Origin of the sequence: Vibrio qingdaonensis (assembly GCF_026191675.1) — a bacterium.
Taxonomy (GTDB): Bacteria; Pseudomonadota; Gammaproteobacteria; order Enterobacterales; family Vibrionaceae; genus Vibrio; species Vibrio qingdaonensis.
Window position 1 is genome coordinate 107,445 of record NZ_JAKRRY010000008.1, and the last position, 26,227, is coordinate 133,671.

Annotated in this window: 23 protein-coding genes; 8 read left to right on the plus strand and 15 right to left on the minus strand. The window is 44.0% G+C overall.

Going from position 1 to position 26,227, the window contains the following annotated elements; translation table 11 throughout:
* Window positions 1–8: 8 nt before the first annotated feature.
* The 4 genes from MD535_RS08450 to MD535_RS08465 all read right to left on the minus strand — a co-directional run bounded on the left by MD535_RS08450 (window position 9) and on the right by MD535_RS08465 (window position 2,491).
* A complete protein-coding gene (locus MD535_RS08450) occupies window positions 9–1,013 on the minus strand; it encodes an efflux RND transporter periplasmic adaptor subunit (protein ID WP_265674431.1) in 1,005 nt (334 codons plus the stop codon).
* A gap of 211 nt (window positions 1,014–1,224) precedes the next feature.
* Window positions 1,225–1,668 carry a YeeE/YedE family protein gene (locus tag MD535_RS08455; protein ID WP_265674432.1) on the minus strand — a complete coding sequence of 148 codons (444 nt, stop codon included), beginning with the start codon at window positions 1,666–1,668 and terminating at the stop codon, window positions 1,225–1,227.
* 6 nt (window positions 1,669–1,674) lie between these two features.
* Window positions 1,675–2,091 carry a YeeE/YedE family protein gene (locus MD535_RS08460; RefSeq protein ID WP_265674433.1) on the minus strand — a complete coding sequence of 139 codons (417 nt, stop codon included), beginning with the start codon at window positions 2,089–2,091 and terminating at the stop codon, window positions 1,675–1,677.
* Between the two features lie 85 nt (window positions 2,092–2,176).
* Window positions 2,177–2,491: an ArsR/SmtB family transcription factor gene (locus tag MD535_RS08465; RefSeq protein WP_390902908.1), complete on the minus strand. Its 315-nt coding sequence runs from the start codon at window positions 2,489–2,491 to the stop codon at window positions 2,177–2,179.
* A gap of 186 nt (window positions 2,492–2,677) precedes the next feature.
* Here MD535_RS08465 and MD535_RS08470 point away from each other — a divergent pair, with 186 nt between their 5' ends.
* Complete coding sequence (locus tag MD535_RS08470; protein ID WP_265674434.1) at window positions 2,678–4,381, plus strand: FAD-dependent oxidoreductase; 1,704 nt, start codon at window positions 2,678–2,680, stop codon at window positions 4,379–4,381.
* 143 nt (window positions 4,382–4,524) lie between these two features.
* On the opposite strand, the gene MD535_RS08475 is transcribed toward MD535_RS08470, so the two are convergent.
* Complete coding sequence (locus tag MD535_RS08475; protein ID WP_265674435.1) at window positions 4,525–5,613, minus strand: ketoacyl-ACP synthase III; 1,089 nt, start codon at window positions 5,611–5,613, stop codon at window positions 4,525–4,527.
* A gap of 300 nt (window positions 5,614–5,913) precedes the next feature.
* Window positions 5,914–6,513, minus strand: a complete 600-nt coding sequence (locus MD535_RS08480; protein WP_265674436.1) for an acyl carrier protein phosphodiesterase — start codon at window positions 6,511–6,513, stop codon at window positions 5,914–5,916.
* A gap of 332 nt (window positions 6,514–6,845) precedes the next feature.
* Here MD535_RS08480 and MD535_RS08485 point away from each other — a divergent pair, with 332 nt between their 5' ends.
* Window positions 6,846–7,463: a YitT family protein gene (locus MD535_RS08485; protein WP_265674437.1), complete on the plus strand. Its 618-nt coding sequence runs from the start codon at window positions 6,846–6,848 to the stop codon at window positions 7,461–7,463.
* A 234-nt stretch (window positions 7,464–7,697) separates the two neighbouring features.
* On the opposite strand, the gene lhgO is transcribed toward MD535_RS08485, so the two are convergent.
* The 4 genes from lhgO to MD535_RS08505 form a co-directional block, all read right to left on the minus strand.
* The gene (lhgO, locus tag MD535_RS08490) at window positions 7,698–8,936 is read right to left on the minus strand and encodes an L-2-hydroxyglutarate oxidase (RefSeq protein ID WP_265674438.1); all 1,239 of its coding nucleotides are present in this window, start codon (window positions 8,934–8,936) and stop codon (window positions 7,698–7,700) included.
* Window positions 8,937–8,944: 8 nt separating this feature from the next.
* Window positions 8,945–11,131, minus strand: coding sequence for a TRAP transporter permease (locus MD535_RS08495; protein WP_265674439.1), 2,187 nt, complete (start codon window positions 11,129–11,131; stop codon window positions 8,945–8,947).
* A 193-nt stretch (window positions 11,132–11,324) separates the two neighbouring features.
* A complete protein-coding gene (locus MD535_RS08500; protein ID WP_250618594.1) occupies window positions 11,325–12,338 on the minus strand; it encodes a TAXI family TRAP transporter solute-binding subunit in 1,014 nt (337 codons plus the stop codon).
* A 538-nt stretch (window positions 12,339–12,876) separates the two neighbouring features.
* Window positions 12,877–14,226 (minus strand): sigma-54-dependent transcriptional regulator, encoded by a 1,350-nt coding sequence (locus tag MD535_RS08505; RefSeq protein WP_265674440.1) that lies wholly within the window; start codon window positions 14,224–14,226, stop codon window positions 12,877–12,879.
* A 157-nt stretch (window positions 14,227–14,383) separates the two neighbouring features.
* Here MD535_RS08505 and MD535_RS08510 point away from each other — a divergent pair, with 157 nt between their 5' ends.
* The 3 genes from MD535_RS08510 to MD535_RS08520 all read left to right on the plus strand — a co-directional run bounded on the left by MD535_RS08510 (window position 14,384) and on the right by MD535_RS08520 (window position 19,137).
* Window positions 14,384–16,453, plus strand: a complete 2,070-nt coding sequence (locus MD535_RS08510) for a sensor histidine kinase (RefSeq protein ID WP_265674474.1) — start codon at window positions 14,384–14,386, stop codon at window positions 16,451–16,453.
* Window positions 16,454–16,618: 165 nt separating this feature from the next.
* Window positions 16,619–18,709 (plus strand): alpha-amylase, encoded by a 2,091-nt coding sequence (locus MD535_RS08515; protein ID WP_265674441.1) that lies wholly within the window; start codon window positions 16,619–16,621, stop codon window positions 18,707–18,709.
* Window positions 18,710–18,891: 182 nt separating this feature from the next.
* Complete coding sequence (locus MD535_RS08520) at window positions 18,892–19,137, plus strand: hypothetical protein (protein ID WP_265674442.1); 246 nt, start codon at window positions 18,892–18,894, stop codon at window positions 19,135–19,137.
* A 61-nt stretch (window positions 19,138–19,198) separates the two neighbouring features.
* Here MD535_RS08520 and MD535_RS08525 read toward each other — a convergent pair whose 3' ends face one another.
* Window positions 19,199–19,990, minus strand: a complete 792-nt coding sequence (locus MD535_RS08525; RefSeq protein WP_265674443.1) for a ribonuclease H family protein — start codon at window positions 19,988–19,990, stop codon at window positions 19,199–19,201.
* 388 nt (window positions 19,991–20,378) lie between these two features.
* Entirely contained in the window at window positions 20,379–20,735 is a 357-nt protein-coding gene (gene hpf, locus MD535_RS08530) for a ribosome hibernation-promoting factor, HPF/YfiA family (protein ID WP_265674444.1), read from the minus strand.
* Window positions 20,736–21,521: 786 nt separating this feature from the next.
* Here hpf and MD535_RS08535 point away from each other — a divergent pair.
* A complete protein-coding gene (locus MD535_RS08535) occupies window positions 21,522–21,734 on the plus strand; it encodes a hypothetical protein (RefSeq protein WP_265674445.1) in 213 nt (70 codons plus the stop codon).
* Here the strand turns inward: MD535_RS08535 and MD535_RS08540 are convergent.
* Both MD535_RS08540 and MD535_RS08545 read right to left on the minus strand, forming a co-directional pair.
* Complete coding sequence (locus MD535_RS08540; RefSeq protein WP_265674446.1) at window positions 21,708–22,385, minus strand: HAD-IA family hydrolase; 678 nt, start codon at window positions 22,383–22,385, stop codon at window positions 21,708–21,710. The genes MD535_RS08535 and MD535_RS08540 overlap by 27 nt on opposite strands.
* Before the next feature lie 125 nt (window positions 22,386–22,510).
* A complete protein-coding gene (locus MD535_RS08545) occupies window positions 22,511–23,023 on the minus strand; it encodes a hypothetical protein (RefSeq protein ID WP_265674447.1) in 513 nt (170 codons plus the stop codon).
* A gap of 75 nt (window positions 23,024–23,098) precedes the next feature.
* Here MD535_RS08545 and MD535_RS08550 point away from each other — a divergent pair, with 75 nt between their 5' ends.
* On the plus strand, window positions 23,099–23,572 hold the full coding sequence (locus tag MD535_RS08550) for a CreA family protein (protein ID WP_265674448.1): 474 nt from the start codon (window positions 23,099–23,101) through the stop codon (window positions 23,570–23,572).
* Window positions 23,573–23,723: 151 nt separating this feature from the next.
* Here MD535_RS08550 and MD535_RS08555 read toward each other — a convergent pair whose 3' ends face one another.
* Complete coding sequence (locus MD535_RS08555; protein WP_265674449.1) at window positions 23,724–24,695, minus strand: sensor domain-containing diguanylate cyclase; 972 nt, start codon at window positions 24,693–24,695, stop codon at window positions 23,724–23,726.
* Window positions 24,696–24,904: 209 nt separating this feature from the next.
* Between MD535_RS08555 and MD535_RS08560 the strand changes: the two genes are divergently transcribed.
* On the plus strand, window positions 24,905–26,209 hold the full coding sequence (locus MD535_RS08560) for an inosine/guanosine kinase (protein ID WP_265674450.1): 1,305 nt from the start codon (window positions 24,905–24,907) through the stop codon (window positions 26,207–26,209).
* The last annotated feature ends 18 nt before the right edge of the window (window positions 26,210–26,227 follow it).

The window sequence follows — 26,227 nt, forward strand, 5'->3', positions numbered from 1 at the left end:
ATAGGCTCCTACTTCTCTGTTAGATATGACACAACATCAGAGATGATTTCATCACCCGCTTCAAGGCCGCTCAATACTTCCAGTTGATCGCTATGTTCTTGCCCTACTCGTATTGGGTTCATAGTGACTTGCTCACCGTTCACTCGGTAAACCATACTGAGTTCTCCACGTTGAATGACCGAACTCTGTGGGACCAACAGCATCGGCTGGTCATCATAATGAAACATGATGTTGACCCACTCACCAGGGAGAAGTTTTTCTGGTTGTTCTAAAAGCTCGAGACGAAGACGAAAAGTACGAGATTGGTGGTGAGCATAATTGAACAGTTTTGCGTCATAGGGGTTTAAAGTCTCCCCCATTTGTGTGATCACTGTAAATTGCTCTGCATCGTTAACATCATTGCGATAACGTTGCGGAATCTCAGTAACCACTCGTAAGGGGGATAAAGAAAACCCAGTGATTAACTGGCTGCCCGGCGCAACGGTTTCACCAAGTTCTACATGGCGCTTAGTCACAATACCGGTATAAGGCGCAGTAATGCTGGTATACCCTAACGACTCCTTCGCCTGCGTCACCGCAGCGGTTGCTTGTTTTACGTCGGCGAGCGATGATCGCGCAGCCGCTTCCGCAGTATCGAGTCGCTCTTTGGAAATCGCACCTTTGGGGAATAACTCACGATAGCGTTTTACCTGCGCCATTGCTTTCGTCTTCTGAGCATTCGCGCTATTGAGTTGTGCTAGCGCAGCATCAAGTGAGGCCGACTGCTGCTCTGCACTAATTTCTAGCAATACGTCCCCTTGGCTAACCAAGTCATTAACATCGGCATTAACTGCCACAATACGCCCTGAAGTTTGCGCTGATAATGTACCTCGGTTAACCGCTTCAACTGTTCCGTCTAATTCAACTACAACATCGACAACCTGCTGATCAACAACGGTGGTTTCGAAAGCGCACGAGATTGTACTGACCATCGTACTGCCCAATACCGCCCATTTAAGAAAACCCACTTTCATGTTCACCTCTTTTACTTTAATTAGACACTGCTAATATATATCCATTATTTAGCAATGTCTAATATTAATATTAGTTAATGCTAAAATATAACTGCTACTCACTTATTGGGTGAAATGTTGACCCGTGCTCAGGCAAAAAAAAAGGCTCGGTCATCAAACCAAGCCTTTCTATCGGTGCTGTTACGTTCAAGTAACCATCAAAGCATGTAGATTATTGCTTCGCTAATACTGAACCAGTGCGTTTAGACAACAAAACATCGCCAATAAACATTCCGACGAGCATCATAACCACAAAGCCAACAATGCCCGTGCTTCCATTGGCGATTGACGAGATAGCAGGTCCAGGACAAATGCCCGCGATACCCCAGCCGAGGCCGAACAAAGCAGACCCAGTTAACAATTGAGCATCGATCTTCTTATCATCTGAAACGCAGAATTGATCAGTACACACTGGCTTCTCCTTCTTACGAATAATCAGCCAATAGCTTGGTGCAAACACCATCAATGCGCCGCCCATCACAAAAGCGAGGTCAGGAGACCAGTGACCAAATATATCCAGAAAAGCCATCACATTTTGAGGATCGCTCATACCAGAGACAATCATGCCGATACCGAACAAAAAACCACTAATAAGTGAGATAATACGTTGCATCATTGCCTCCTATAGTACGTGTAACATAACGCTAGTCGTTGCCATTGCAACGGCCATAAAGGTCATTGTCGCGACAATAGAACGCTTTGATAAACGGCCCATTCCGCAAATGCCATGCCCACTGGTGCAGCCATTACCCAACCTAGTTCCCAAACCGACGAGCAAGCCAGCGACTAAAACTAATGGCGTAGACACAACCATCTCAGCAGGCGCAACATTCAACAGTTTTGCTGATAGAACACCTCCAACCACCATGCCTAACACAAACAAGATACGCCAACTGGTATCGCCCGATTTAACTTGATAAATTCGGGCAACAATGCCACTTATTCCAGCAATCTTGCCGTTGAATAACAATAACAGTGCGGCGGATAGCCCAAGTAACATACCACCGAGCATCGATGCCCAAGGGAAGGTAAACTCCATAATGACCTCTTTAAACATAAAAATGATTTAAGTTGCAAAATTCATCAAAAATTCTGCAAGTTAAATCAACTTCAATGTCCTGTAACTAGTGGCAATATAACGTATGCAACTGTTTAATAAGTCCCACAACACGCTCATCTTTGAGTGCGTAGTAAACATGTTGTGATTCCTTTCTTGAAGAGACTAAGTCCGCCTTCTTTAACACGGTCAAATGTTGTGAAAACGCTGATTGACTGAGGTTTGAGTTAGCTTGTAATTGACCAGCCCCCTGCTCTCCATCCACTAACTGGCACAACACAAACAAACGGTCTGGATGCGATAACGTTTTTAATACCTCTGCGACATCCGTTACGCGATCTTTCATATGCAATAAATCCACGTTGTTACCTCTGTGTGTCATGGTTTTGGTTGATTATCTACGCATCACATACTTTAGTCAAACCTTAATTAGAATAATTGAATTTAGATTAAATTACATTAGACAGTGCTAATTTAACGCGTTATAGTAATCGAAACTGAAATGAATTGACGGCAAGATCGTCTATTTAGCACGATTAGCTTTAAATAAAATGAACAGAGGTATTGTATGACTAAGATAGTAATCGTAGGTGGTGTTGCTGGAGGCGCATCTGCCGCGGCACGAGCGAGACGTTTAAGTGAAGATGCTAAGATCGTGATGTTCGAACGTGGACCTTTTGTTTCTTTTGCGAACTGTGGATTACCTTACCATGTAGGCGGCGACATTCAGGATCGAAGCAAGCTGTTATTACAGACTCCTGATAGCTTTCTAGCTCGCTTTAACGTCGATGTTCGTGTCATGAATGAAGTCACGTCAATCAACCGCAGCGATAAAACTGTTACGGTCAAAAATTTAGTCGATGGCAGTCAATATACTGAATCGTACGACTTTCTCTTACTGAGCCCCGGAGCGGCCCCTTTCGTTCCACCTATCAACGGTATTGCTAACCCCCTTACGCATACTCTGCGTAACATCCCGGATATGGATCGCATTCTGCAAACTATCCAAATGAATAAACCCGAGCATGCCACTGTCGTAGGCGGCGGTTTTATCGGCTTAGAAATGATGGAAGCGTTCCACCAGCTTGGTATTAAAACCACCCTCATTGAAATGGCAGATCAAGTCATGACACCTGTCGATAAGGAAATGGCGGGCTTTGCACATGCGGAAATCAGGGCGCACGATGTTGATCTTCGATTGGGGGTTGCGCTTGAGTCTGTCCACTATACCAATAATGTTCAAGTGGCCAGTAAGGATGCAGGCGAAGCAACTGAACACCAACATTTACAAGGTAGTTTACAGCTCACCCTTAATAACGGTGAACAACTCAACACCGACATTCTGATCATGTCCATTGGCGTGCGTCCAGAATCAAGTCTAGCAAAAGAAGCCGGATTACAATTGGGCGCATTTGGCGGTATTTACACTAATGACGCCATGCAAACCAGTGACCCTGCAATCTATGCCGTCGGTGACGCGGTCGAAGACAAAGACTTTGTTACTGGCAAACCAGGCTTTGTTCCACTCGCTGGACCTGCAAATCGTCAAGGCCGTATGGCGGCAGACAACATGCTTGGGCGTAGTGAAACCTATCAGGGTACACAAGGTACCGCCATCGTTAAGATCTTCGACTTAGCTGTTGCGTCGGTAGGCAAAAATGAAAAAGTACTAAAACGTGAAGGCATTCGCTATGAAAAAGTGTACGTTCATACAGCCAGTCACGCCAGCTATTACCCTGGTTCTGAAATTGTGTCGCTAAAACTGCTCTTTAGCCCGGAAACAGGCAAAATTCTTGGGGCTCAAGCCGCAGGTAAAGATGGCGTGGACAAGCGAATTGATGTTCTTGCCGTTGCGCAGCGTGCGGGAATGACAATAGAACAACTCCAGCACCTTGAGCTAACTTATGCTCCTCCATATGGCAGTGCAAAAGATGTCATTAACCAAGCTGCGTTTGTTGCCAACAATATACTTAAGGGTGATTCAACTCCGATTCACTTTGATGAGGTAGATAACTTGACAAGCGATCAAATATTGTTGGATGTTCGTAACCCTGGTGAGCTCGAAAATGTCGGCTTTATCGCTGGTGCAATCAATATTCCCGTCGATCAACTTCGTCAACGTATGGATGAGCTACCGAAAGACAAAGAGATCATCATTTACTGCCAAGTTGGGTTACGCGGTAACGTCGCCTATCGCCAACTGGTTAACAGTGGCTTTAAAGCGCGTAACCTTATTGGTGGCTACCGTACTTATAAGTTTGCGTCAATTTAACGGGATACCGTGATACGTTGGCTTATCACGGCTCATGATACAAAATGACCCGTTATAGATATCGACTAATTACAACAACTCAATAACCCAAAAAACAAAAGGAAGCCTAGGCTTCCTTTTTTGTGTATTGAGCACAGTGCTAATTATTTTGCAGGCTTGTTCTGGCAATGTTCAATGGCGGTAGCCATCAGTTCCAATGCAGATTTTTCACACGCTGGTAGCTGCGCATCACTACTGTTAATCGGTGTAACACGCTCACCCCATTTTATGTACCCTGCTCCCCAAGTCAGTCCAGCACCAAATGCCGCTAAAAGAAGGTTATCATTGGGTTTTATCTTCCCTTGCTCTACCGCCTCACACAACGCGATAGGTACTGTCGCCGCTGACGTGTTGCCATACTTCTGAATGTTCACAAACGCTTTTTCACGTTCAATGCCCGACAGGTCGCACAAGGTTTGAATAATACGAATGTTTGCTTGATGAGGGATCACCACATCAATGTCTTCTTTGGTCAAGTTTGAGCGAGACAACACGGTATTCGCAGCAGCGCCCATACCTTTTACTGCACGCTTAAAGATCTCTTTACCAATGAATTCAAATTCAAAGTAACCGTTATCCGCCGCGAAACGATCCATTGACGTACCAAATTTTGGCACCGCTAGAATGTCTCGCCCTTTCGCGTCACAGCCAATCTGAGCGTCTTGCAAGCCCACTTTGCTTTCTGTGCGGCTTAATACCGCTGCCCCTGCGCCATCGCCAAACAATACCGCCGTATCTCTTTCACTCCAATCAAGGAAGAAAGACAAACGCTCAGCGCCAATAACAATCGCATTGCGGTAGTTACCCGACTGAATCAATTTAGTCGCGGTTTCTAAGCCGTAGACAAAACCCGTACATGCCGCGTTTAGATCAAACGCCGCCGCCGCTGGAACGCCCAAATTCTGTTGTACACGAGAAGCGGTATTTGGAATCAATGAGTCTGGTGAACAAGTAGCAACAATAATCAGATCAACGTCTTCTGCCGTAATACCAGCGCATGCCATTGCATGTTGCGCCGCAACCGTCGCCATATCTGAAGTGTTAACGTGGCTAATACGGCGAGTTTCTATCCCAGTCCTAGAACGAATCCACTCATCAGAAGTTTCCATTACCGTACTTAGGTCATGGTTAGTCAATGTTGCTGGTGGAAGGCACTTACCCCAACCAGTGATTTCGGCATAATAAGCTGTCATTCTGTACCTATCTATATTGAATCATTAAGCAATTTTTCCATCATATCACAACATTTTGATTGTTAATGCAAATGCAAACAATGCTTGTAGGCTGCATTCACCACACAACCATTCACACAGCAAATACAACCAACCCAAACTCATACCTAAAACAGATTGGGCAGGCTTTTTCATGACAAAATCGGATGATAATTAAACAAAAAACCATCCAGCACTAATGGTTAAAACCGAATATCAACAGGTCTTACCAATAAAAAACCATGAGCTATAGAGCGTCGTCAATGACTTTCAATTATGACATTAAGCTTGGTTTTGTGAGAAATATCGCGCATGAAGAAGAACTTGCGGATAGAGTTCAGTGAACAAGCTCGAGAATCGTTGGTAGTTCTGCTCTAAGTCAACGCCACATTCGGCTAGAGGTTCCATCCTTAGGCTGCGTTGCGACATTCTTTCCAAGGCGTACTGGATATTGCCCAGCTCTTGATACGACTCTAACCACCTATCACGCCACATAAATTCACTCATGCGTAGAAAGCGTTCTGGCAATGGCGCAGCATCCACGACTTGCGGTGTGGTAACGTCGCGATGTGCATTATCAACAAAATGCCGTAAAGGCAACGCATGATAATGCTGCCAGTGTTTCGCTAAACAATGATCCCAAAACATATCCAACGCTATAGGGGCAAAGCGGCGCTTCTCTGGCGCAAATAGCGCTTTGCATTGTTTAATAATGTCATGACTATCCGTGTACGAGTCCACGCTGCGATGTAGTTGGATACCACGAGCTAACTCCACGCCATAGATTTTTGCTGGATCGCCTTTAACGAAATCACCTAACAAGTTTCCTAGCAAACTACTATGACAGTGATCGGCAATGTGAAGGTGCGCTAAAAAATTCATCCCGTTCCTTTTATTCAACTTTAAAACAGTGTGGCTACTACTGCGCGTTTATTCAATCTATACCGCAATAGATTAAAAGCCTGGTTCTTCCTATCACTTACCTGTAAAGGTTTCGCAACACTTCTCACAATGCTAATTATCGGCAAAACCTCGACGAAATCTACTACGCAAGGCTACTATCCCAATCTTCGTGGAAACATAATATCCGTGCTAGTGGCAAGGAAACCACCAATCGGAGCATGCTGGACACGCAATATACTGGCTACTTATTGCAGCCAAACCAACGCACAAAAAGCTAACATAAGCTCAAATCAACAAAGGAATGCATTAACATGGACAAGGATCATAGCTTAAGAGAAAACCTACTAGCGTTATTACTCGGTAGTGCATTGGTTTCACTTGGTGTCATTTTTTTCAATCACGTTGGATTACTCACCGGTGGGACTGCGGGTCTGGCTATTTTCATTACTAAAGTATCAGCATTTACGTTTGGACAGGTATTTTTCGCACTAAACCTGCCTTTTTACCTACTCTCCGCAACTCGAATGGGCTGGCCATTTACCATTAACACGTTTATCGCCGTTAGTATCGTTTCATTTGCGGTTGACCATCTACATCATGTTATTCAAATCAGTCATATTGAGCCTCTGTATGCCGCCATTATCGGTGGTGGTTTGATTGGTATTGGCATGCTCGTGATCTTCAGACACAAAATGAGCTTAGGTGGATTCAATATTCTTGCATTGTTTCTACAAGAGCGCTTTGGTATTCGTGCAGGTAAAGTTCAAATGGCGCTCGATTGCTCCATCGTGATTCTGTCTTTCCTCATCGTTGACGTGTCACTAATTGCACTGTCTATCTTGGGAGCAATTACCACAAACCTTATTCTTGCCATGAACCACAAACCTGGTCGCTATCAAGCTGTGGCTGCTGCTAAGCCTCAGACTTAACACAAATAACACTCGAACTGATAAAATTCATACCAATCGCTACCGTGACTGGATGGTTACTGTAAGGCGTTAGGTACGGCAAGGAAGATAGGTACGACAAGGAGTTAGGTACAGCGAGGATATAGATACAGTGAGGGTATAGAGTCATAAAGGGCTTGTGGTCACAAAACCTCAAGCCGCTCACATGTCACTTCATTCTTTATGGCTTATGTCAGACAGAATAACAGTCATGTCTCAAAGCTCGCTATCATTACGCTTATTTGTGACCTTGTCACAGATATACTCTCCTATTGGAATAGCGGATGTCGCGGCTGGGGATGGTGCGTTACAAACATGCAAGCTCCTCGCACTTTCCGCAAACAAAAAGTCATGGACTAGCGTACCGTCAGATAAGACCGCTTGGGCACGAATACCTGCTGGATAAGGTTTAAGGTCATCGACGGTAATGCTCGGGCAATATTTATTCACCGCTTTCAAGTACCCCGCTTTCCACCACGAGTTCTTGAGTTCGGTCAGTCCTGTTTTGATGTGCTTTCGGGTCACGTTCCAAAAGCCTGAAAATGTCAACATTTGCCAAGTGTCCTGAACACTCACGTTAATCGCCCCGTAACCCTCGCGCTTCCAACCTTGTACAGCATTTGGCCCTACGGTCACAGAGCCATCAATCATTCGCGTTAAGTGCACACCCAAAAACGGTAAGTCTGGGTCTGGAATAGGATAAATAAGATGATTCACCACCCTATTATGACGGCTATCTAACCGATAGTATTCACCACGATAAGGGATAATTTGAAAGTCAGTTTTGATTCCAAGCAACTGCGTCATTCTATCCGCCATCAACCCACTACAAGTGATCAAAAACTGGCTAGTAATCGTCAATTCCTTAACCTTTTCCTTATCGTGTTTAACGCAGCCGATTATGATTTGGTCGTCGTGCTCTATTAGCGCCGTCACCTTGGTTTCAAGTTGAATGATGCCGCCGTTGGCCTCAAATTCCAACGCCATGTGCTCTGTCACCAGGCGATAGTCAACAATACTGGTACTGGCAACGTAAATTGCACCTAGTCCGATAATATTGGGTTCAGCTAACTTGAGTTGCGCTTGGTCTAGCAAGGTGACCTCGATACCATTCACCTGACATCGTTCATATAACGCCATCATACGTTGTTGCTCGACGGCATTCGTCGCAACCAGCAACTTACCGCAATTTTCCACTGGTATCTCGTGAGCACGACAAAATGCCAACGTTCGCTCGACACCGCGCTTACAAAAATCGGCTTTCATACTGCCCGGTGCATAATAAACGCCGGCATGAATCACACCACTATTATGACCCGTTTGATGCTGAGCAACCCCCGTCTCTTTTTCTAACAATAATATTTTACTCTCAGGGTATCGCTGCTGCAGCTGCCAAGCGGTCGACACACCAACAATGCCACCTCCCACTACCACATAGTCATATTCCGTGTCCATGTTACCCCTTAAGATGCTGATACCGATTTCGTTTGTTGCGCTTTACTGTTTTGAGCTTTTGTGTCTGGAAACTTAAGGCTTTGAGCTTTACGTTTCTCCGCTTTAAATACGCGATTACTGTGTATAAAAATCAAGGCAAATACACCGCATGCAATCACACGAACGAGGATAGGAAGATCATGCCAAACTAAGCAAACACCTACCACTACAAGTACGACTCTCAGTAGTACCGTTAACGGGCCTTCGAGGTAGCCTTCAATTGCACCGATTAACGCATAAGTCCCTATGATGGCGAAGAACCCAACACTCACTACCGACATCACATCCCAGCTAACCAAACCTGTGTACGCGATAAGTAAAGGAACGAGATATAAACCTTTAGCAATTTTCCATGCGGTTAAGCCCGTTCGCATCGGGGGCGTTTTTGCGATTGTCGCAGCCGCAAAAGCGGTCAAACACACTGGCGGGGTCACATTGCTATCTTGAGAAAGCCAGAATATGATCAAATGCGCCGCAAGTAATGCTAACCCAACCGCTTCCATTCCAATACTTTGCTCTAATAAGGTTTCCACAAAATCTGCGGGAACTAACGCAACCAACTCTTTCGCCGTTTCCAATGGCATCGGCGCATTGAGTAAATGTAAACGCTCTGGCGCCGCCAACATAAATATGGCCTTCGCTTGCTCGGGCAATTGTCCCGACACCATCAGTTCAAACAATTGATTTTCTGCAATCAGTTTATATAACGCGGGTGCAGACAAGGTACCAAGCACAATATACGCTGCCGTCACGGGAAGCCCCATGCCAAGCACTAAAGATGCGAGTGCTATCAAGACCAGCATGACCAACAAATTACCACTGGCCCAACCGTCTATCATCAAAGAAAAAGTATTGCCGATACCAGTGGTACTGATCACATTGATTACCAGTCCAATACCCACCAGCAATATCGCCGTGGTCGCCATATTCTTAGCGCCTTGTGACAGCGCTTCGACGATCGCTTTCGGCCCCATTTTATGATCTTTAGAAAACCACGACGCTACGACTACGGAAAGAATTGAGATGCCCGCAGCATAGGTTGGTGTAAAACCTTGCACCAGCAATGTCACCAGAACGGCGAGTGGAATCAGATTGTGCCAGCCTGATATCAACACTTTCCATAAAGGCACTTCGCTCGTGGTAATCTTTTGAACGCCACTACGTTTGGCTTCTATCCGAACAAAGAACGCAACGGATAAAAAGTAGATCAACGCCGGAACAAAAGAGACGGCGATAATATCGACGTAAGGGATTTGAGTATAAGACGCCATGATAAACGCACCCGCCCCCATGACCGGTGGCATCAGTTGTCCGCCAGTCGATGCGGCGGCCTCTACTCCCGCCGCAAATCGAGATGGAAACCCCGCTTTTTGCATTAACGGGATACTAATTACCCCCGTCGACACCGTGTTAGCGACACTTGACCCTGAAACCGAACCCATTAGTCCTGAGCCAATCACCGCTATAAACCCAGGCCCACCTATGATTTTTCCGGCGGCGGCACGAGCGACGTTGATAATGTAGTCACCCACACCAGAACGAACTAAAAACGCCCCAAATAAAATAAACATGAATACGAACGTCCAGCTAATACGCGAGATTGCGCCAAACATTCCTTCAGACGAATAGAAACTCCGATATAACAAGGTTTCCATACTCAAGCCGGGGAAATGAAAAATACCGCTTGCCCATTGCCCCCACAGCACAACGTAACTTAGACAAACGACAATGAGAATGGGAATAAACCATCCCATCGTCCGACGTATCAGTTCAATTACGATAACAATCGCTAGAATGGCAAATACCCAATCGCTGGTGACAAATTTAACGCCACGCTCGTAAAGTGCATCTTCGGCATAAGGGATATACAACAAACATGCAATGGCAGCCAGCGCGATAAAGACATCAACCACAAGCGCTGCTTTACTGGACTTCAGTGATACATGAGCAGGATACCAAAGGCTGCATATCACAGCGAACCCAGCGAAGTGCGTGGCAGAAATCCAAAGCTCCGGTAACGTTGATAGCGTATTAAACCAAATATGAAGCAAAGACAGCACGACACCAAACACCGTGATCGTGGTCGTTACCCACGGAAAATCACTGCGGGTCGGCAACTCAAATTTTTGCAATTCCTTTTGAACGGTGTCGCTCATGACATACTCCAGCCTATTGGCTTCTGTTCCTAACTATCCACATATTTAAAGTGACGTATTTAAGGAATGCCTCCATCGAACGCGAAGGCATTGTCGCGCCATTAGCTGGTAAGAAACTGCACTACTGGCCAAACGCCTGTAGCCGATGATTGCTCCGTCCAACTAACAGCGCATTTTGCACGCTGTTAACTTACTATTTAGCAATCAGGTGAGATGGGATTTCTAAACCCACCTCTTTATAGTAACGAGCGGCGCCTGGGTGAAGTGGAACCGGTAAACCAGCAATGGCTTTTTCAAGCGCCATGGCTTTTGTCGCTTTATGAATACCTTGCAAAAATGCCAAATTTTCATAGATAGCTTTGGTTAGCTCATAAACATCATCATCAGAAATGTCGTCTCTTACTGCCAAAAAGTTAGGCTGAGCGATCGTCGTAATTGGTTTGTCTAAACCGGGATAGGTATTGGCTGGAATATCGTATTTAGTCCAAAGGTTGAACCCCCCATTTGCCTCTTTAATTTGTTCATCGGTAAAAGACAAAATAGAAATATCATTACCAAGGGCAGCAAATGCTTGAGTGACCGCGCCCACCGGCACCCCTGCTGGTGTGTTCATCCCGTCAATCGTGCCATTTTGTAGAGCACTCGCGCTACCGCCGTAGCCCATAAACGCAAGATTAAATGAGTCAGGATCCACCTTTAACCCTTTCATAATTTGTCGACCCGAGTTTTCAGTTCCTGAATTCTTTTTACCAATAGAGAACTTCTTATCAACCAGATTATTTAAGTCAGACACGGTACCGGTTTCCGCTAGCTCAGTACGAACGATAAAGTGCTCGACGTTTTGCCACAGCATAGACACTGAGCGTAACTGCTCTTGACGACCACTCTTTGCATATGGACCTTCACCAGACCACGCCCACGCGCCGTATAGACCTTGCAATATGGCAAACTGAGCTTCATTTTCATTCAAAAGCTTGACGTTTTCGCCTGATCCCGCAGAACTAATCGCCGATAGAGAAAAATGGTATTTGGGTGCTAGCTTGACCTTGCTCAACGTGGCCAGCGCCACACCTACGGGGTAATACGTTCCCCCCGTAGACGCCGTTGACAAAATATAGCTTCGCTCTTGTGCGATAGCGGCATTCGTGACCAGTCCAAAAGAAGTCAGGGCGATGACTAACGCTTTAGCTACTCTATTTTTGTTCATTGTTACACTCCATGTTATTTGGCGTTACGTACTTGTTATCAATCAATCTTCTATAGCAAATGCGATGCCAAAATATAACCAATTGATACATAACAACATTACTGGAAAACAATGATAAAATGAGCAAATTATTGCTCAAATGAGCCACGACACATGAGCAAGTTTTTGCTTATCCAAACACCGAGAAAGTCGTGCGACAACGTCGACATGTTAAACGTTTGTGACTTCGAGGATGTTTTAGACGTAATCCCACTAAGCAAGTTTTTGCCGATAACATTACGTCATAGACTCGCCTCTCTAGATCACTTCACGACATGAGTTTGCAACTAGCTCTGCTTTCTACTTTCTGCTTTCTGCTTTCTGCTTTCTGCTTTCTGCTTTCTGCTTTCTGCTTTCTGCTCAAGAATAAAAACAATCAATTCGCCAACTTTATCGATACAAATCTCGTTGCTTCGTTACTCTGTCGCTTGTTACTATGTCGCTTGTTCCTATGTTGCTTAGTTACTATGTCGCTTAGTTACTATGTCGCTTAGTTGCGCTAGGTATAATCCCCTCGATTCAGACCCAGCTTTTGCATTTTTTGATTAAGCGTTCGCCTTGGAATATCTAATTCAAGCATGACATCCGTGATACAACCATGATGGCGAGACAACGCCTCACTCAACACCTTTCTTTCGAAGTTATGCAATTGAATCGCGAGTGGTACACCGCTTTGTGTCATTTCGGTCGTAGAGCTAGGTCGCATCGTCAGAATTTCCATGACAGACACGCTATCATCAAGGGCAAAGCGCATTGCGGCGTTCCTCAATTCACGGACATTACCAGGCCATGAATAACTCAATATTGCCTGTCGATCTGCATCGCTTAATGTGCTTGCGTCTTCGCGAGTATGGCGAATAAAGTGTTCAAACAAGATTAGGGCATCATCTTCCCGCTCTCGCAGAGGAGGAATGTGAATTTGAGCGACATTGAGGCGATAATATAAATCTTGTCGAAATTCGCTATTGTCACTCAAGTCCTCTTTTGCCGCGGCAATCACTCGTAGATCCGTACTGATCGTTTGATTCCCTCCTACCCGCTCAACGGTATTTTCCTGTATGCATCGCAGAACTTTCACTTGCATGGCGAGTGGCATACTCTCTATTTCATCAAAAAACAACGTCCCTTTATCAGCATATTCAAGCTTACCAATTCGTCTTTTACTCGCCCCCGTAAACGCGCCAGCTTCATGGCCGAACAACTCACTTTCAAATAGATTCTCAGGTACCGCGCCACAATTTATTGGTACAAATTCACGTTTACCGCGCGGACTCTCATTATGCAAACTCGTGGCAACCAACTCCTTACCGCATCCCGTTTCACCATAAATAATGACATGAGTGTCAATGCGAGCCAGCTTGACCACCTGATCTCTCAGTTGCACCATTGCCGTACTTTGCCCTATTAACACTTGCTCAAGTCCGTTAACACTGGCCAAGTATTCTTGTCGATGTTGAGCTGACGCTTGTGCTCGATAAGAAATCACCGCCTCATTAACGCGTTGTGACAACCTTTCTGGCTGAAAGGGTTTTTCAATAAAATCAAACACACCTTGTTGCAAGGCACTTACCGCCATGTCGACATCGCCGTGCCCGGTAATTAAGATCATTGGGGTGTGAATATTGTTTGCCGTTAGGTCGGCGAGTATGGTCAACCCGTCTATATCGGGTAATCGGACATCACTGACTATCGCATCGTAGTCGCCATTCAGAATCGCAGACTTACCCGCGCCCCCAGTGCTAAATGCTTCCACTTCGAAACCTGCGAGTTGTAACCACTGGCTTGTTGCTTGTCGAACAATGTCGTCATCTTCAATTAGTGCTACTCGCGCTGCATCGACGAAAACCATAACCCATCACCTAAATAAATATTCTTTACCTACGTTAGGTAAATTTTCAATAGGATAAAAGGAGCTAAGTCGCACTTTTTGATCACAACTCTTTTACATCAATCAGAAACAGCGCAGTCTTTAAATAAAACAAAATCAGTCTATTACAGGATACATGATGAGATATAAGTGGATAATTATTATCGTTGTCGTCATGTTGATCGGTGTGTTCTATGCAACGAGCCGAGAAGTATCACGGCAATGGCTTAGCAATCAAACCCAGACTCTTGTCCAAGAACGTTTGCTTGAATATATCGGTGAAGTAAGGCGGACATTGAAACGCTTTTATCACCTTCCTTACCTAGTCACTAATAACCCTAGAACCATCGCATTAGTGGCTGGCGATTTAGATCTAAAACAAAGTGTTGAAGACGAACTATTCCAACTTGATAAAGCCGCAAATACTGAAGGTTGGCTGATTCTGTCGGCCACAGGTGAAGCGCTTGCCTCGAGTTTAGTTGGAGAACGATTCAGCCGATCAGATAGGCAAGCCATCGCGCAACAGATTCACTCTCAAGGCGAAGGTGTATCGCTGGTGAGTAAAACCAAAGGTTCGACGCCGTTTTACTATTTGACTGCCCCGATTTTTATTGGCTTAGACATAGAGGGCATAGCGGTAGTGCAAATTGATCTCAGTCTGTTAACCGAACAAATCATTACCAGCCGTGACGTCATCACCTTACAGAACCAGCAGGATCGGTTTTTTTTGTCTAGTAGCAGTCAATACAGTGCGGATTGGCTAAACGACTCATCCCATCACATTATGCAAAATACCGAGTTGCTGTATGACAACACGCGTATTAAAACCTGGCAACTCACTGACTCAGAGAATATTTCCGCCGATAGTTACCTAGCCCACACTGTTAAACTTGACGACTTAAATTGGAAAATTAGTTACCTAACGCCAATGAAACCAATGCTACAGACGATTAATGTTGTCGGTTGGAGCACCGTCACTTTACTGTTATTCGCCACTCTACTGATGATCATCTTCTTTCAACGCCATCAAAAGCAACAAAGTAAACAGCAGATTCAATCGATTTTGGAGGAGTCACAACAACGCCTTACCCAAATGATAAATAAAACACATGTTGGCTTAATGGTGATTGATGATCGCGGTTTTTTATTCGATGTAAACCCTATGGCAAAACGCCAATTCTGTCTTCCCGATAGACATAGCAAAGCGATACCTGCATGGGAATTATTTGATGCCGGTAACCCAAACTCTACTACGCTCAAATTACTAAAGAACCTAGCGATTCATAAAGAGCATACCGAACTAAGCGCGGTGGACACCATGGCAAAGCGAAGCGATGGCAGTCTTTTCCCTGTGCTTTTTTCATTAACCCTATTTCCATGGCATGGTCAGCCCTTTTTCCTTGCCACTGTCATTGATATCAGTAAACGAAAAACGGCCGAGCACGCGCTACAGCAAGCGAACCAAGCGCTTGAGAAACGTGTTGAAGAACGTACCCAAGCCTTACAACAAGCGCAGCACGAGCTCGTTCAAGCAAGTAAAATGGCAGCATTGGGACGAATGTCGAGCGCAATCACTCATGAATTAAATCAACCCCTCACTGGGCTTCGTACGTTGCTTACTACCAATGAGCTTTTAATGGAGCGTAATGAATATGAAATGATGCGCGCTAACCACACGTTAATTCAAACGCTCATCGATCGTATGGCAAATATGACTCGCCAGCTAAAAAGCTTTGCTTATAGTAAACCCGAGTTACTCAACCCTGTTTCATTAACTGAAGCACTCGAAGAGACACTGCGTATTTACCAGTCAAGATTATCCTCGATTGACATACGGGTTCGAGCGCCGGAAGTAATGCCAACCATTACAGGTGAAGAACAACGTCTTAGACAAGTGCTAGGTAACCTGATTTCAAATGCCATCGATGCGCTCAGCGATACTAAGGATCCTGTGCTCACCATCGCGATTAGCAAGGTGAACACCATGATAGAAATACGAATAATGGACAATGGATGCGGCGTACAGCCTTCTTCAATAGACGCTATTTTCGAGCCTTTTCACACCAGCAAGAAGATAGGTGACGGACTTGGGTTAGGGCTATCAATCACCGCTAACAATATGCGAGATATGAATGGGACCATCAGCGCTCATAATAATGCGCAACACGGCATGACGTTTACCCTATTGCTGCCGGAAGCTACCGTTTAACGCCATTAAATGCGCCATGTTTAACGTCGAATTAATCGAGGGTCTACGCCCTACGCGCTCATAATGTGAACAACAACAAACTTTGAGGCGTAGAGCGCAAGAATGATGTGAGTCAGATATGAAATAAGTACAGTTAGGATGGACAATAATAACAACGGAATGACCATGAAACATAAGACTCTGTTCACCGCTTTGCTCATTGCAACGCCATCTATCTTCGCGTCGTCTGCCCTTTTTGCAACGCCTTATCTCACGATATCTACGACCACAACCAGTCGCGATTACCCGCTCGAGAATGACAATGCGGTGGTGATTCCACTCACCAAAGACAAATATCAACTGTCTATTTCTGGCATTGAAGGGCGATGTGATAATCAGCTTCCCAGCAAAATCAAATTTAATACACCAATCCCTCTGCTGTGTGGGGAAACCACTCAATTGCCTCTGACCATCAGGTTCACAGGGGATTATTCGTTCTCCTATCACGAAGATAACCAAACCTTAGTGTTTAAGCGACAGCCTAAAAAAGTCACCCAGACCGCGTTTAAACGCCCACTACCTAAAGTACAGTGCGAAGCGTTTAGTGAGGGACCCAAAGACCTCAATGTCGCTTCTGCCTTTGCCGATGGCACATTGCTTCGGGAAGCATTTTCCGGTGAGGAAATACGCGTCAATAATGGCAAGGTTACCGTCACACCCTCTCAAAGAAATGGCGGTCTAATACTACTAGAGCCAGTAGTCAACGAGACAAAAACATCTAATACATCATCACATAAAACGCTTAACTACCGTAATGCTAACATCTATTTTGTCATGGTCGATCGTTTCAATAATTCTAAGCGTTCAAAAACACAGCCTTACTCTCGGCATAAAGATAACAAGCAAGAAATTGGTACTTTTCACGGTGGTGACTTAAATGGCGTCACAGAAAAGCTCGACTACATTAAGAGCCTAGGAACCAATGTGATTTGGTTATCGCCAATTGTTGAGCAAGTGCACGGTTTTGTTGGTGGTGGTGATAGCGGATCTTTCCCATTTTATGCTTATCATGGCTATTGGGCACGAGATTTTACCAAAGTTGACGAAAGCTTCGGTAACGAGGAAGACCTGAAACGTCTAGTATCAGAGGCCCATAAACGAGGAATCAAAGTTCTATTGGATGCCGTCATTAATCATCCCGGTTATGCGACGTTAGCGGATGCACAATTTGATGCGCTCGATGTTATTCCCGCGCCAGAAAGCCTGCCGACTCAATGGGCGGACTGGGCACCCGAGGCGGGCGAAAATTGGCATAGCTTCCACAGCAACATCAACTATCAATCATCAAATTGGAAAGACTGGTGGGGAGCGGATTGGGTTCGAACTGGACTGCCCGGTTATGACCAACCTGGTTCAAGTGACACTACGCTATCTTTGGCGGGATTGCCCGATTTCAAAACGGAGTCGACTAAACATGTTCAGCCGCCGCAATGGCTGATGAATAATCCTGGCACACGTGTTGCACCACGAGACAACTATACCGTCACCGACTACCTCATTGAGTGGCAAACGGACTGGGTAAAGCGCTTTGGAATCGATGGCTATCGCGTTGATACCGTCAAGCACGTAGAGCCGGAAGTATGGAAACGACTTAAATCCGAAGCGGCAGACAGTCTAGAGCAATGGCGCTTGTCTAATAACATCTCTGGTCAACCTTTTTGGATGATGGGAGAGGTTTGGGGACACAGTGCAAATCGCAGTCCCTATTTCGACGATGGATTTGACGCATTAATCAATTTTGATATGCAGAAAAAACTCGATAAAGGCGCGGCTTGTTTTAGTCAAATGGCCGATACTTATCAACACTACTCCAATTCAATTGCCGACTCTACGGACTTTAATCCCGTCAGCTACATGTCATCTCACGATACCGAATTGTTTTTTAGCCGATTTAAAAACTATCAAATGCAAAAAAATGCGGCTAACGCTCTACTATTGAGTCCGGGCGCAATACAAGTTTATTACGGAGATGAAATCGCAAGAGACATAGGACCTTTCGCCGATGATTTCCATCAAGGTACTCGTTCAGATATGCTTTGGTCACTCGATACCAATAAGCAACAGTTACTCGCACATTGGAAAACCGTCGGTCAATTTAGAGACCGTCATCCTGCTATTGGCGCAGGTGCGCACCAAGTTATCGCTAATAATGACGCGTTTGTATTTTCCAGAATCCTCGGCGAGGATAAAGTCGTCATTGGCTATTTTGGTCGATGAATTGAACTCATAGCGCTCATTGTATGAGCGCCTGTTCACAACCATAACTAGCGCGGCGTAACTAGCGGGGTCTAAATAGAAAAAGAACCCGCTTTCATTGCCTGGAGTATTCACATCTTTTCGCTTGTTCTGTAAAGTGCCGACTCTACTGGTGACATTAATCAACATACAGCGGTAAAACCATGAAAACAGATAACGATATTATCGACACCCTTGAATCCCTTGAGCAGTTCTTACTTTCAGTTGAAAATGGCGGTCTGGGGTTAGAAGGCGTTGCTGGTGTAGGAATGGCGACAAACAATTCTGATGGTCGCCACTTCGTCGCGGTCTTCAATGACAAGCAACAGCTCCTTCTCGCTCGCTGGATCAGCGATGAAATTTTCGAAACAGGCAAAGAACTGGTACGTACGGGACCAAAACGTCACTAATACTAAATACTCGCTGGCGTTCTTCTACTCTCATTTGAGTCACTTAAGATAAATGAGTTACTCAGCCTGCACGTAACGCCAGTATTTTCGTAAGATCCGAAAGGTCTGAGTATTGCACCATTGTTTCTTGTTTCGTATCAACCGCAACGATAGACATTCGGTCCGCTAACTCGTTACCTTCAATCCCCACATGCCCGTTAACGTGGTGAATAGCGACTTGGTTCGAAATTTGTTGGTAAAGTTCAAACATTGGCTTAATCAAATCTAGGTTTTTAATCTCTCCACCCGACTTTTTCCAGCCTTTCGCTTCCCATCCTTTCGCCCAAGTGGTCATGCATTGGATGGAATACATCGAATCACAATAAATCGCTACGCTACGCCCAGCCAATAAATGCGTCTTTGCCAAATGCATTGATTGATGCAAGCCATTAAGCTCCGCAGTATTATTGGTACCATTAGCTTGATACTTCCCATACCACAACTCGACAAGTGCGTTGTTTTGATACACCGCCAACCCTGTGCCTGCTTGACCTGGATTGGGATCACATGCGCCATCGGTAAATATCTTAATGTCCAATGGCATTGCAGCAATATCTTGTTGTGATAGCGGCTTAGCTTTGGCCTTCGTATTTTTTTTAGCGCCTGTCGCTAATGACATGGCTGAAGTGCGCGTTTTTACCGGACTATTACCTGTTGCACCGTTAGAACCAAATGCTTGTTCTGCTTCTGCTAACGTCGGAAACGATTTGAACTTCGCACCAGTAAACTTATCAACTTGAGCCTTACAATCTGCCCATGTAGAGAAAATGCCTGTTTCTCTTCCTTTCCACACCACATAATACTTCTTAGCCAATGCTCTACCCTTTTATATTTATACGTTACATCTACGCTGATTTGGCTTCACACGATATCGTAAGCCCATATCGTAAACGTGTGCTGTATGACCTAAGTAGTCAATGTGAATACAGTCACCAACATGAATACCGTCACCAGCGTGAACACAGTAACCAAGCGTGTATGAAAATGCTACGTAACCTTCACTTTTATAGTGTGATTGCTGCTAATTTCAACGACAAAACCACGTTGTAAATTCATGTAATCAACCAGTGTAATAATAAGCGTAGTCGAACCAATGCAACGAGGCAGTATTACCCACTCCCACTTCCTTCCTTGCTTTTGACTTGTGCAATATGAAAAAAGCCAGCACTAGGTGCTGGCTTAGAAAATTTACGGCTTAAAAATTAAACGAGTTTCATTTCTTGAATGATATCTGATGCAATTTCAGGTTTTGTACTGGTTGGCTTTTCATGAAGCCCTGATTTAAGCTGCCCTTTTCTGTTACGTAGTCCTGTCTCTAACTTCTTAACTGCACCGGCGATAGCTGGATACATAACATCGTCAGTCGCTTTTGCTGAAACTCTAACACCTTCATAATTAGTAAAGACTTCCACTTGATGCTGGCCATGTTCCTTTGTGATGATAATGTCGCAGCTGATTAGTTGTGGAAAGTGAGCGGAAACCTTCTCAAATTTGCTTTCTATTTCTTTGCGAGAATCGTCGTTGATTGATACATGATGTGTTTGAACATTTACTTTCATATAATTCTACCTTTCCAATCACTGTGTCATTTAAACGTAGCAAACTCCACGTCATTTGACCAAGTGAATTTGTACACTTTCGTGATTAACTTCTTTGTTCTCAAATAATTTTCACACTGCCCCTTGAATACGAAGTGATGAGACAGAATATATTAGGGGCACGAAGCGGGAAAACGATGTTTTTTTGACCGAACACTCGGTCAGGACAAGTTTTAACCTATTGAAAATTTTATAAATTCCCAACCCTAACACATGTGACAGCGTCACTTTAAGCGATTATTTATTGCCATAGTGAGAGGCCTATCAATGGTCAATTACGCTATTTCATGTTACCAGTCAAACATGCACTTTAACGATCAATATTCATTCTTCACCATCTTAACGCCTCTGTTCAAACACGCCTCTGGATTCACCTTCTGTCTTTGCTATTGGCTCGACTATCTCCTCATGCCAGAACCACTCACAAATTTGAATAAACGTATTCATAAAAACCACGGAAAGAGCTAGAGATCTGCTCAATCAAATCAAAATACGTAGTGATGGCGCATTAAGTAACGGTAAGATAAAAACACTCTCTTCTACTGTAAAATCGGGGCTCAGTGACAAGATCTGATTACTTTCAATATCCAAGAACTACTACCCTAGCACTAGCTTTTCGCACATTTGGGTGATATTGCTCGCAGGTTGTTATGCAAGAGGCTAATTTTTCAACATAAAATTAGTGATGCGTATTATGCTTACCTTGATGACAGACTCGTCAATTGAATGAATCACAAGGTACTTCCAATGAAGAAATACGCTATCGAAACACAAACTAGTAACGACTGCCCAGAATGCGATTCAGATGAGTATCTATTGTCAGAAGATGGCGAAACCTTCCTTTGTGCAGGCTGTGGATTCTACACGCAAGAATATTCCAAAGATTGGACGGAGATGTATATTAATAAAGTCATGGTTCAAACACAGTCTAACTCACACACTTGCAGCCTTATTCACTAAACCATTGAGTTCACTAATATGCGCAACAACTTGTGTCATCGCGGATAGACATGTCACATTGGGTTGACTTTCTACACAGACTTTAGCGAAATGTACCGTCTTAACGCCTGTCGCGATGCCCATATTGACGCCTTTTTCAGTGTCATCAATGTACACGCATTCCTTAGGTAAAAAACCCATGATTGTCACAGCATACCGTAAAAGATCAGGTTCTGGCTTCCAACTATTGGCATCAAACGCTGAAATAACTTTTCCCTTGAAACGATCGGAAAGTCCAACAATAGACAACATATGCAACGCTTTTTTTGTTGGGCTGTTGGTGACAACGCAATACTCAATCATCTCATCGTCTAAATAATCTAAAAGACGTTCCACACCATTAATTGGCGTAAGTCTTGATTCAAATAGCTCCGTAGTCAGACGTCGGTAAATCGGCTCAAGCAGATCCAACGAGACGTTGGATTCAGTGAGACGCTTAGCTGACATCAACACATCGGCTATTTTCCCTCCAGAAAAGTTTTCCGCCGCCACTTCTAATGAAAGCGACACTCCAACCTCTTTAAAGGTCGCAACTAGCGCCTCACAACAAAGCATTTCACTATCGACTAGGGTTCCATCGCAATCGAATAAAACACATTTCACTACTGACATACTTCTTTATCTACCCATACCTACTTAATTCGTTATAAATATTAATAGACTATGAGTATACAAAACGGTATCTAAACGAGGGTTTGCAACATTTCCCTAAGCAATAGACGAAAGTTTCGTGCTGATCACCGTTTTTCAATCCATATGTCGACTAAGTTTGAATTATCACTAAGATTGATGTTCAAAGTCTCATGAATCAGTGACAACGCGATGTCATCATTACTCATTGATGCGCTCGCGCCGACAATATCAGACACGACGACAACATCTTGCTCACTGCAGATGATTGCCGCGTAAACCGCTTCTCCTTCACTAAACCCTACATACAAGCTGTAATCCGGGTCTAAAATGATTTGTGTCAAAAACTCAACAATGTAACTTTGGGTCTCTTCGTTTTCCCACATCTTAGACTGAAGAAGTGAAAACACGATCGTAAGTCTATGAAAATCAACAAGGTGCCACTCGATTGTTGCGGAAGCACTTTCTGCGACCAATAGAGGCTCTAGAACCCTGCTGGTTAAGGCGTCTAGGTATAAAGCTCGCCCTTTAATGCTTTCTGATGTGGGAAATTCGACATCTACTTGGCTTGCTAACCATTCATTCTTTTTGTTATATAGAGCCATTGCCGCGTCTTTCATTGTAAATCCTATTTGATTTTTTGCTGACCGTGGTTATTGTATACACAAGCTCTTATTTTAAAGGATTGCCCCAATATGTTGAAAAAGCTTATGATTGTTCCAGCTCTTGCCCTTGCCTTAGCAGGCTGCGGAGATAAGGAGGTTGGTGATGTTTCACTTGGCATGTTTACATTAAAAGACATTAAACTCAACACATTAACCGATCCTGAAGTACCCGGTGTTACGTGCCATATCGCAAGCATTGAGGCTAACCTAAGCTTTTCAGACCCGAGTGATAGTTCAATATCATGTCGTCAAACCGGTGAAATTACACCAGAAATGATAGCACAGATCGACAAATCAAAATCCGGCGAGGTCGTATTTAGAAAGTCAAAAAGCATACTTTTCAAAACGATGAAAGTTCGTCGTATCTTAGATGCAGACAATCAAACTCTCATGTATTTGTCTTATTCAACTAAAGAAACATCGGGCAGCTTTAAACACAGCCTCTCCACGGTTCCGTTGTGGGGAACCAAAGCGTTTGTTGAGCCCGTTGCTTCAGTTCAATAAGCTCTAATAAAACGATAAGATCTATTAAAACTCTAAGATCTATTAAACTCTAACCCCTATAAAAAGAGCCCTTTACTGGCTCTTTTTAAGTTAAATCGTGTAAACAATAATGATAAGTAACTAAATAGTTTCAACCAACGCTTATGGAGCGCTAACTTTCATCATCCGGCGGTTCATCACCGGATGCTAAATCACACAAGTTACAATCGATGCACTTGGTAATACTCGTTTGTTTATGACAAGAAACCAGTGTTAAGTTTTTACTGTTTCTTTTTGCCTGCATTAAAGCTGCATCCGCAACATTGGCGAGCTTGCCTTGCTCTTGCTGCTCGGTAAGATGTGAGACACCAATACTTACTGTCACACTAAATATTCGACCTTCAACACAGGTAAATTTGAACGCCTCAACTTTTTCTCGAAGTCTTTCTCCAAGAAAAAATGCTTCACGTAGCTCTGTGTTAGGTAATAAAATGGCAAATTCATCGCCCCCAAAGCGACAGCAATAATCTTCAACACGCAGCGATTCCAGCATAATTTTTCCAATTTCATGGAGTACATGATCTCCAGAGCTATGCCCTAGTGCGTCATTGATTAACTTGAAATTATCAACATCCAGCATGAGAAATGAAAATGGCTGCTTATGACGTTGAAACGACGCATATTCACGTGCTAGTTGAGTTTCTAAAAACCGCCGGTTATAAACACCGGTCAATTCGTCTCGAATAACCATGGTCTCTAATTCATTGTGCTTTGCGATTGTATCACTCACATCAATCGCAATTCCAAATATCCCGATTACCTCACCATCACTGTTAAATAATGGTGATTTCATGTTTTGGTAATACCGAACACGGTTATCCTTTAAAATATTTTTTTCAAGCTTAGAGACCGTATGGCCACTAAGTACCAACTGGTCATTAACTAGGATATCGTCACTGTCGTTCAGATTAAAAAACGCATCGTCTTTTTTGCCTAAAATTTGCTCACTGGATAAGTTAAACAACTGGCAAATGGCTTCATTGACGAAAACATAGCAGCCCTGCGCATCTTTAATAAAAAAGTAACTGTCGAGGCGATTGAACGCTTGTTTAAAGTCAACCTTACTAATATCAAGTTGAGTCAAATCCACACCCCTTATTATTGTTTTTAACTAGACTAGTACTCTCCTTACCCATGTCAATGTTATGGCTATCAATATGAACCTAAGCTAATAGCAAACGTGACTAAATGCTACTTCCTGCTACTTTCAACACGTCATCAGTGCAATTCATTGCAACAAATTGACACTATTTGTGATACTATGCGGAAAATTTTGATCCCTTAGCGTTTAGTATGAGATTCCCCGGACAACGTAAATCAAAGCATTACTTTCCAACAAGTAAAAAGAACCTATCAGTGAGCCAAGCTCAAGCTGCGCCGAAATACTTTCGACCGACCATCATTGGTGTTGGGCAAACTATTGTCGATATTGAAGCTCGAGTAGATGATTCCTTCTTAGAGAAGTATGAGTTGAGTAAGGGACACTCACTTGTTCTCGAAGAAAGCAAAGCGGATGCTTTGTACCAAGAATTGGTTGAACAAGGCTTAATTACTCATCAATTTCCAGGCGATACGATAGGTAATACCCTACACAATTATTCAGTTCTTGCTGATAGTAAATCCGTGTTGCTTGGCGTGATGTCGAAAAACATTGAAGTAGGTTCGTATGGCTATCGCTACTTGTGCCGTACTTCGTCACGTATGAACCTCAACCATTTGCAAACTGTCGATGGGCCAATTGGTCGCTGCTACACGTTAATTACTGATGACGGTGAACGTACCTTTGCGATCAACGAAGGTGAAATGAACCAACTGCTTCCAGAGAGTGTTCCAGAGTCTATTTTTGATAAAGCGTCGGCGTTAGTGGTCTCATCTTACTTAATGCGTGGCAAACCCGAAGACCCTATGCCATTAGCCGTAGCTCGCGCAGTAGAGCTTGCTAAGCAAAAGTCTGTACCTGTTGTCCTCACTCTCGGTACGAAATGGGTTATCCAGGGTAACGAAACGTTTTGGCAAGACTACATTAAAGAGAACGTCACGATTGTTGCAATGAACGAAGAAGAAGGCGAAGCCTTAACTGGGTTTGCCGATCCCCTTCTTGCGGCCAATAAAGCACTAGATTGGGTTGATTTGGTCTTGTGTACTGCAGGTCCCCATGGGCTATATATGGCTGGCTACTGCGACAATGTCGCGCTTAGAGACACCACCCATGAGCTATTAGAAGGCCCAATTGAAAACTTTAACCAGTTTGAATTCAGCCGAGCTATGCGCAAACAAGATTGTGCTGACCCGCAAAAAGTATATTCGCACATTGGTCCATACTTAGGTGGCCCTCTTGAGATCAAGAATACCAATGGTGCCGGTGATGGTGCACTCTCGGCTCTGCTACATGATATGACGGCAAATGCATTCCATCATAATAATGTACCAGGTTCGGACAAGCATGTGATGCCATGTTTGACCTACTCTTCTTTGTCGCAAATATGTAAATATGCGAACCGAGTCAGTTACGAAGTGTTAATGCAACACTCACCAAGACTGACTCGTGCGTTGCCCGAACGAGAAGATAGCCTAGAAGAAGCGTACTGGGATAGATAAATAAAAAGAGGCTAATTT

Excerpts from the sequence above, each read along its gene's own strand:
- MD535_RS08450 (WP_265674431.1), bottom strand. The coding sequence starts at position 1,013 with ATGAAAGTGGGTTTTCTTAAATGGGCGGTATTGGGCAGTACGATGGTC.
- MD535_RS08455 (WP_265674432.1), bottom strand. The coding sequence starts at position 1,668 with ATGATGCAACGTATTATCTCACTTATTAGTGGTTTTTTGTTCGGTATC.
- MD535_RS08460 (WP_265674433.1), bottom strand. The coding sequence starts at position 2,091 with ATGGAGTTTACCTTCCCTTGGGCATCGATGCTCGGTGGTATGTTACTT.
- MD535_RS08465 (WP_390902908.1), bottom strand. The coding sequence starts at position 2,491 with ATGACACACAGAGGTAACAACGTGGATTTATTGCATATGAAAGATCGC.
- MD535_RS08470 (WP_265674434.1), top strand. The coding sequence starts at position 2,678 with ATGACTAAGATAGTAATCGTAGGTGGTGTTGCTGGAGGCGCATCTGCC.
- MD535_RS08475 (WP_265674435.1), bottom strand. The coding sequence starts at position 5,613 with ATGACAGCTTATTATGCCGAAATCACTGGTTGGGGTAAGTGCCTTCCA.
- MD535_RS08480 (WP_265674436.1), bottom strand. The coding sequence starts at position 6,513 with ATGAATTTTTTAGCGCACCTTCACATTGCCGATCACTGTCATAGTAGT.
- MD535_RS08485 (WP_265674437.1), top strand. The coding sequence starts at position 6,846 with ATGGACAAGGATCATAGCTTAAGAGAAAACCTACTAGCGTTATTACTC.
- lhgO (WP_265674438.1), bottom strand. The coding sequence starts at position 8,936 with ATGGACACGGAATATGACTATGTGGTAGTGGGAGGTGGCATTGTTGGT.
- MD535_RS08495 (WP_265674439.1), bottom strand. The coding sequence starts at position 11,131 with ATGAGCGACACCGTTCAAAAGGAATTGCAAAAATTTGAGTTGCCGACC.
- MD535_RS08500 (WP_250618594.1), bottom strand. The coding sequence starts at position 12,338 with ATGAACAAAAATAGAGTAGCTAAAGCGTTAGTCATCGCCCTGACTTCT.
- MD535_RS08505 (WP_265674440.1), bottom strand. The coding sequence starts at position 14,226 with ATGGTTTTCGTCGATGCAGCGCGAGTAGCACTAATTGAAGATGACGAC.
- MD535_RS08510 (WP_265674474.1), top strand. The coding sequence starts at position 14,384 with ATGAGATATAAGTGGATAATTATTATCGTTGTCGTCATGTTGATCGGT.
- MD535_RS08515 (WP_265674441.1), top strand. The coding sequence starts at position 16,619 with ATGAAACATAAGACTCTGTTCACCGCTTTGCTCATTGCAACGCCATCT.
- MD535_RS08520 (WP_265674442.1), top strand. The coding sequence starts at position 18,892 with ATGAAAACAGATAACGATATTATCGACACCCTTGAATCCCTTGAGCAG.
- hpf (WP_265674444.1), bottom strand. The coding sequence starts at position 20,735 with ATGAAAGTAAATGTTCAAACACATCATGTATCAATCAACGACGATTCT.
- MD535_RS08535 (WP_265674445.1), top strand. The coding sequence starts at position 21,522 with ATGAAGAAATACGCTATCGAAACACAAACTAGTAACGACTGCCCAGAA.
- MD535_RS08540 (WP_265674446.1), bottom strand. The coding sequence starts at position 22,385 with ATGTCAGTAGTGAAATGTGTTTTATTCGATTGCGATGGAACCCTAGTC.
- MD535_RS08545 (WP_265674447.1), bottom strand. The coding sequence starts at position 23,023 with ATGAAAGACGCGGCAATGGCTCTATATAACAAAAAGAATGAATGGTTA.
- MD535_RS08550 (WP_265674448.1), top strand. The coding sequence starts at position 23,099 with ATGTTGAAAAAGCTTATGATTGTTCCAGCTCTTGCCCTTGCCTTAGCA.
- MD535_RS08560 (WP_265674450.1), top strand. The coding sequence starts at position 24,905 with ATGAGATTCCCCGGACAACGTAAATCAAAGCATTACTTTCCAACAAGT.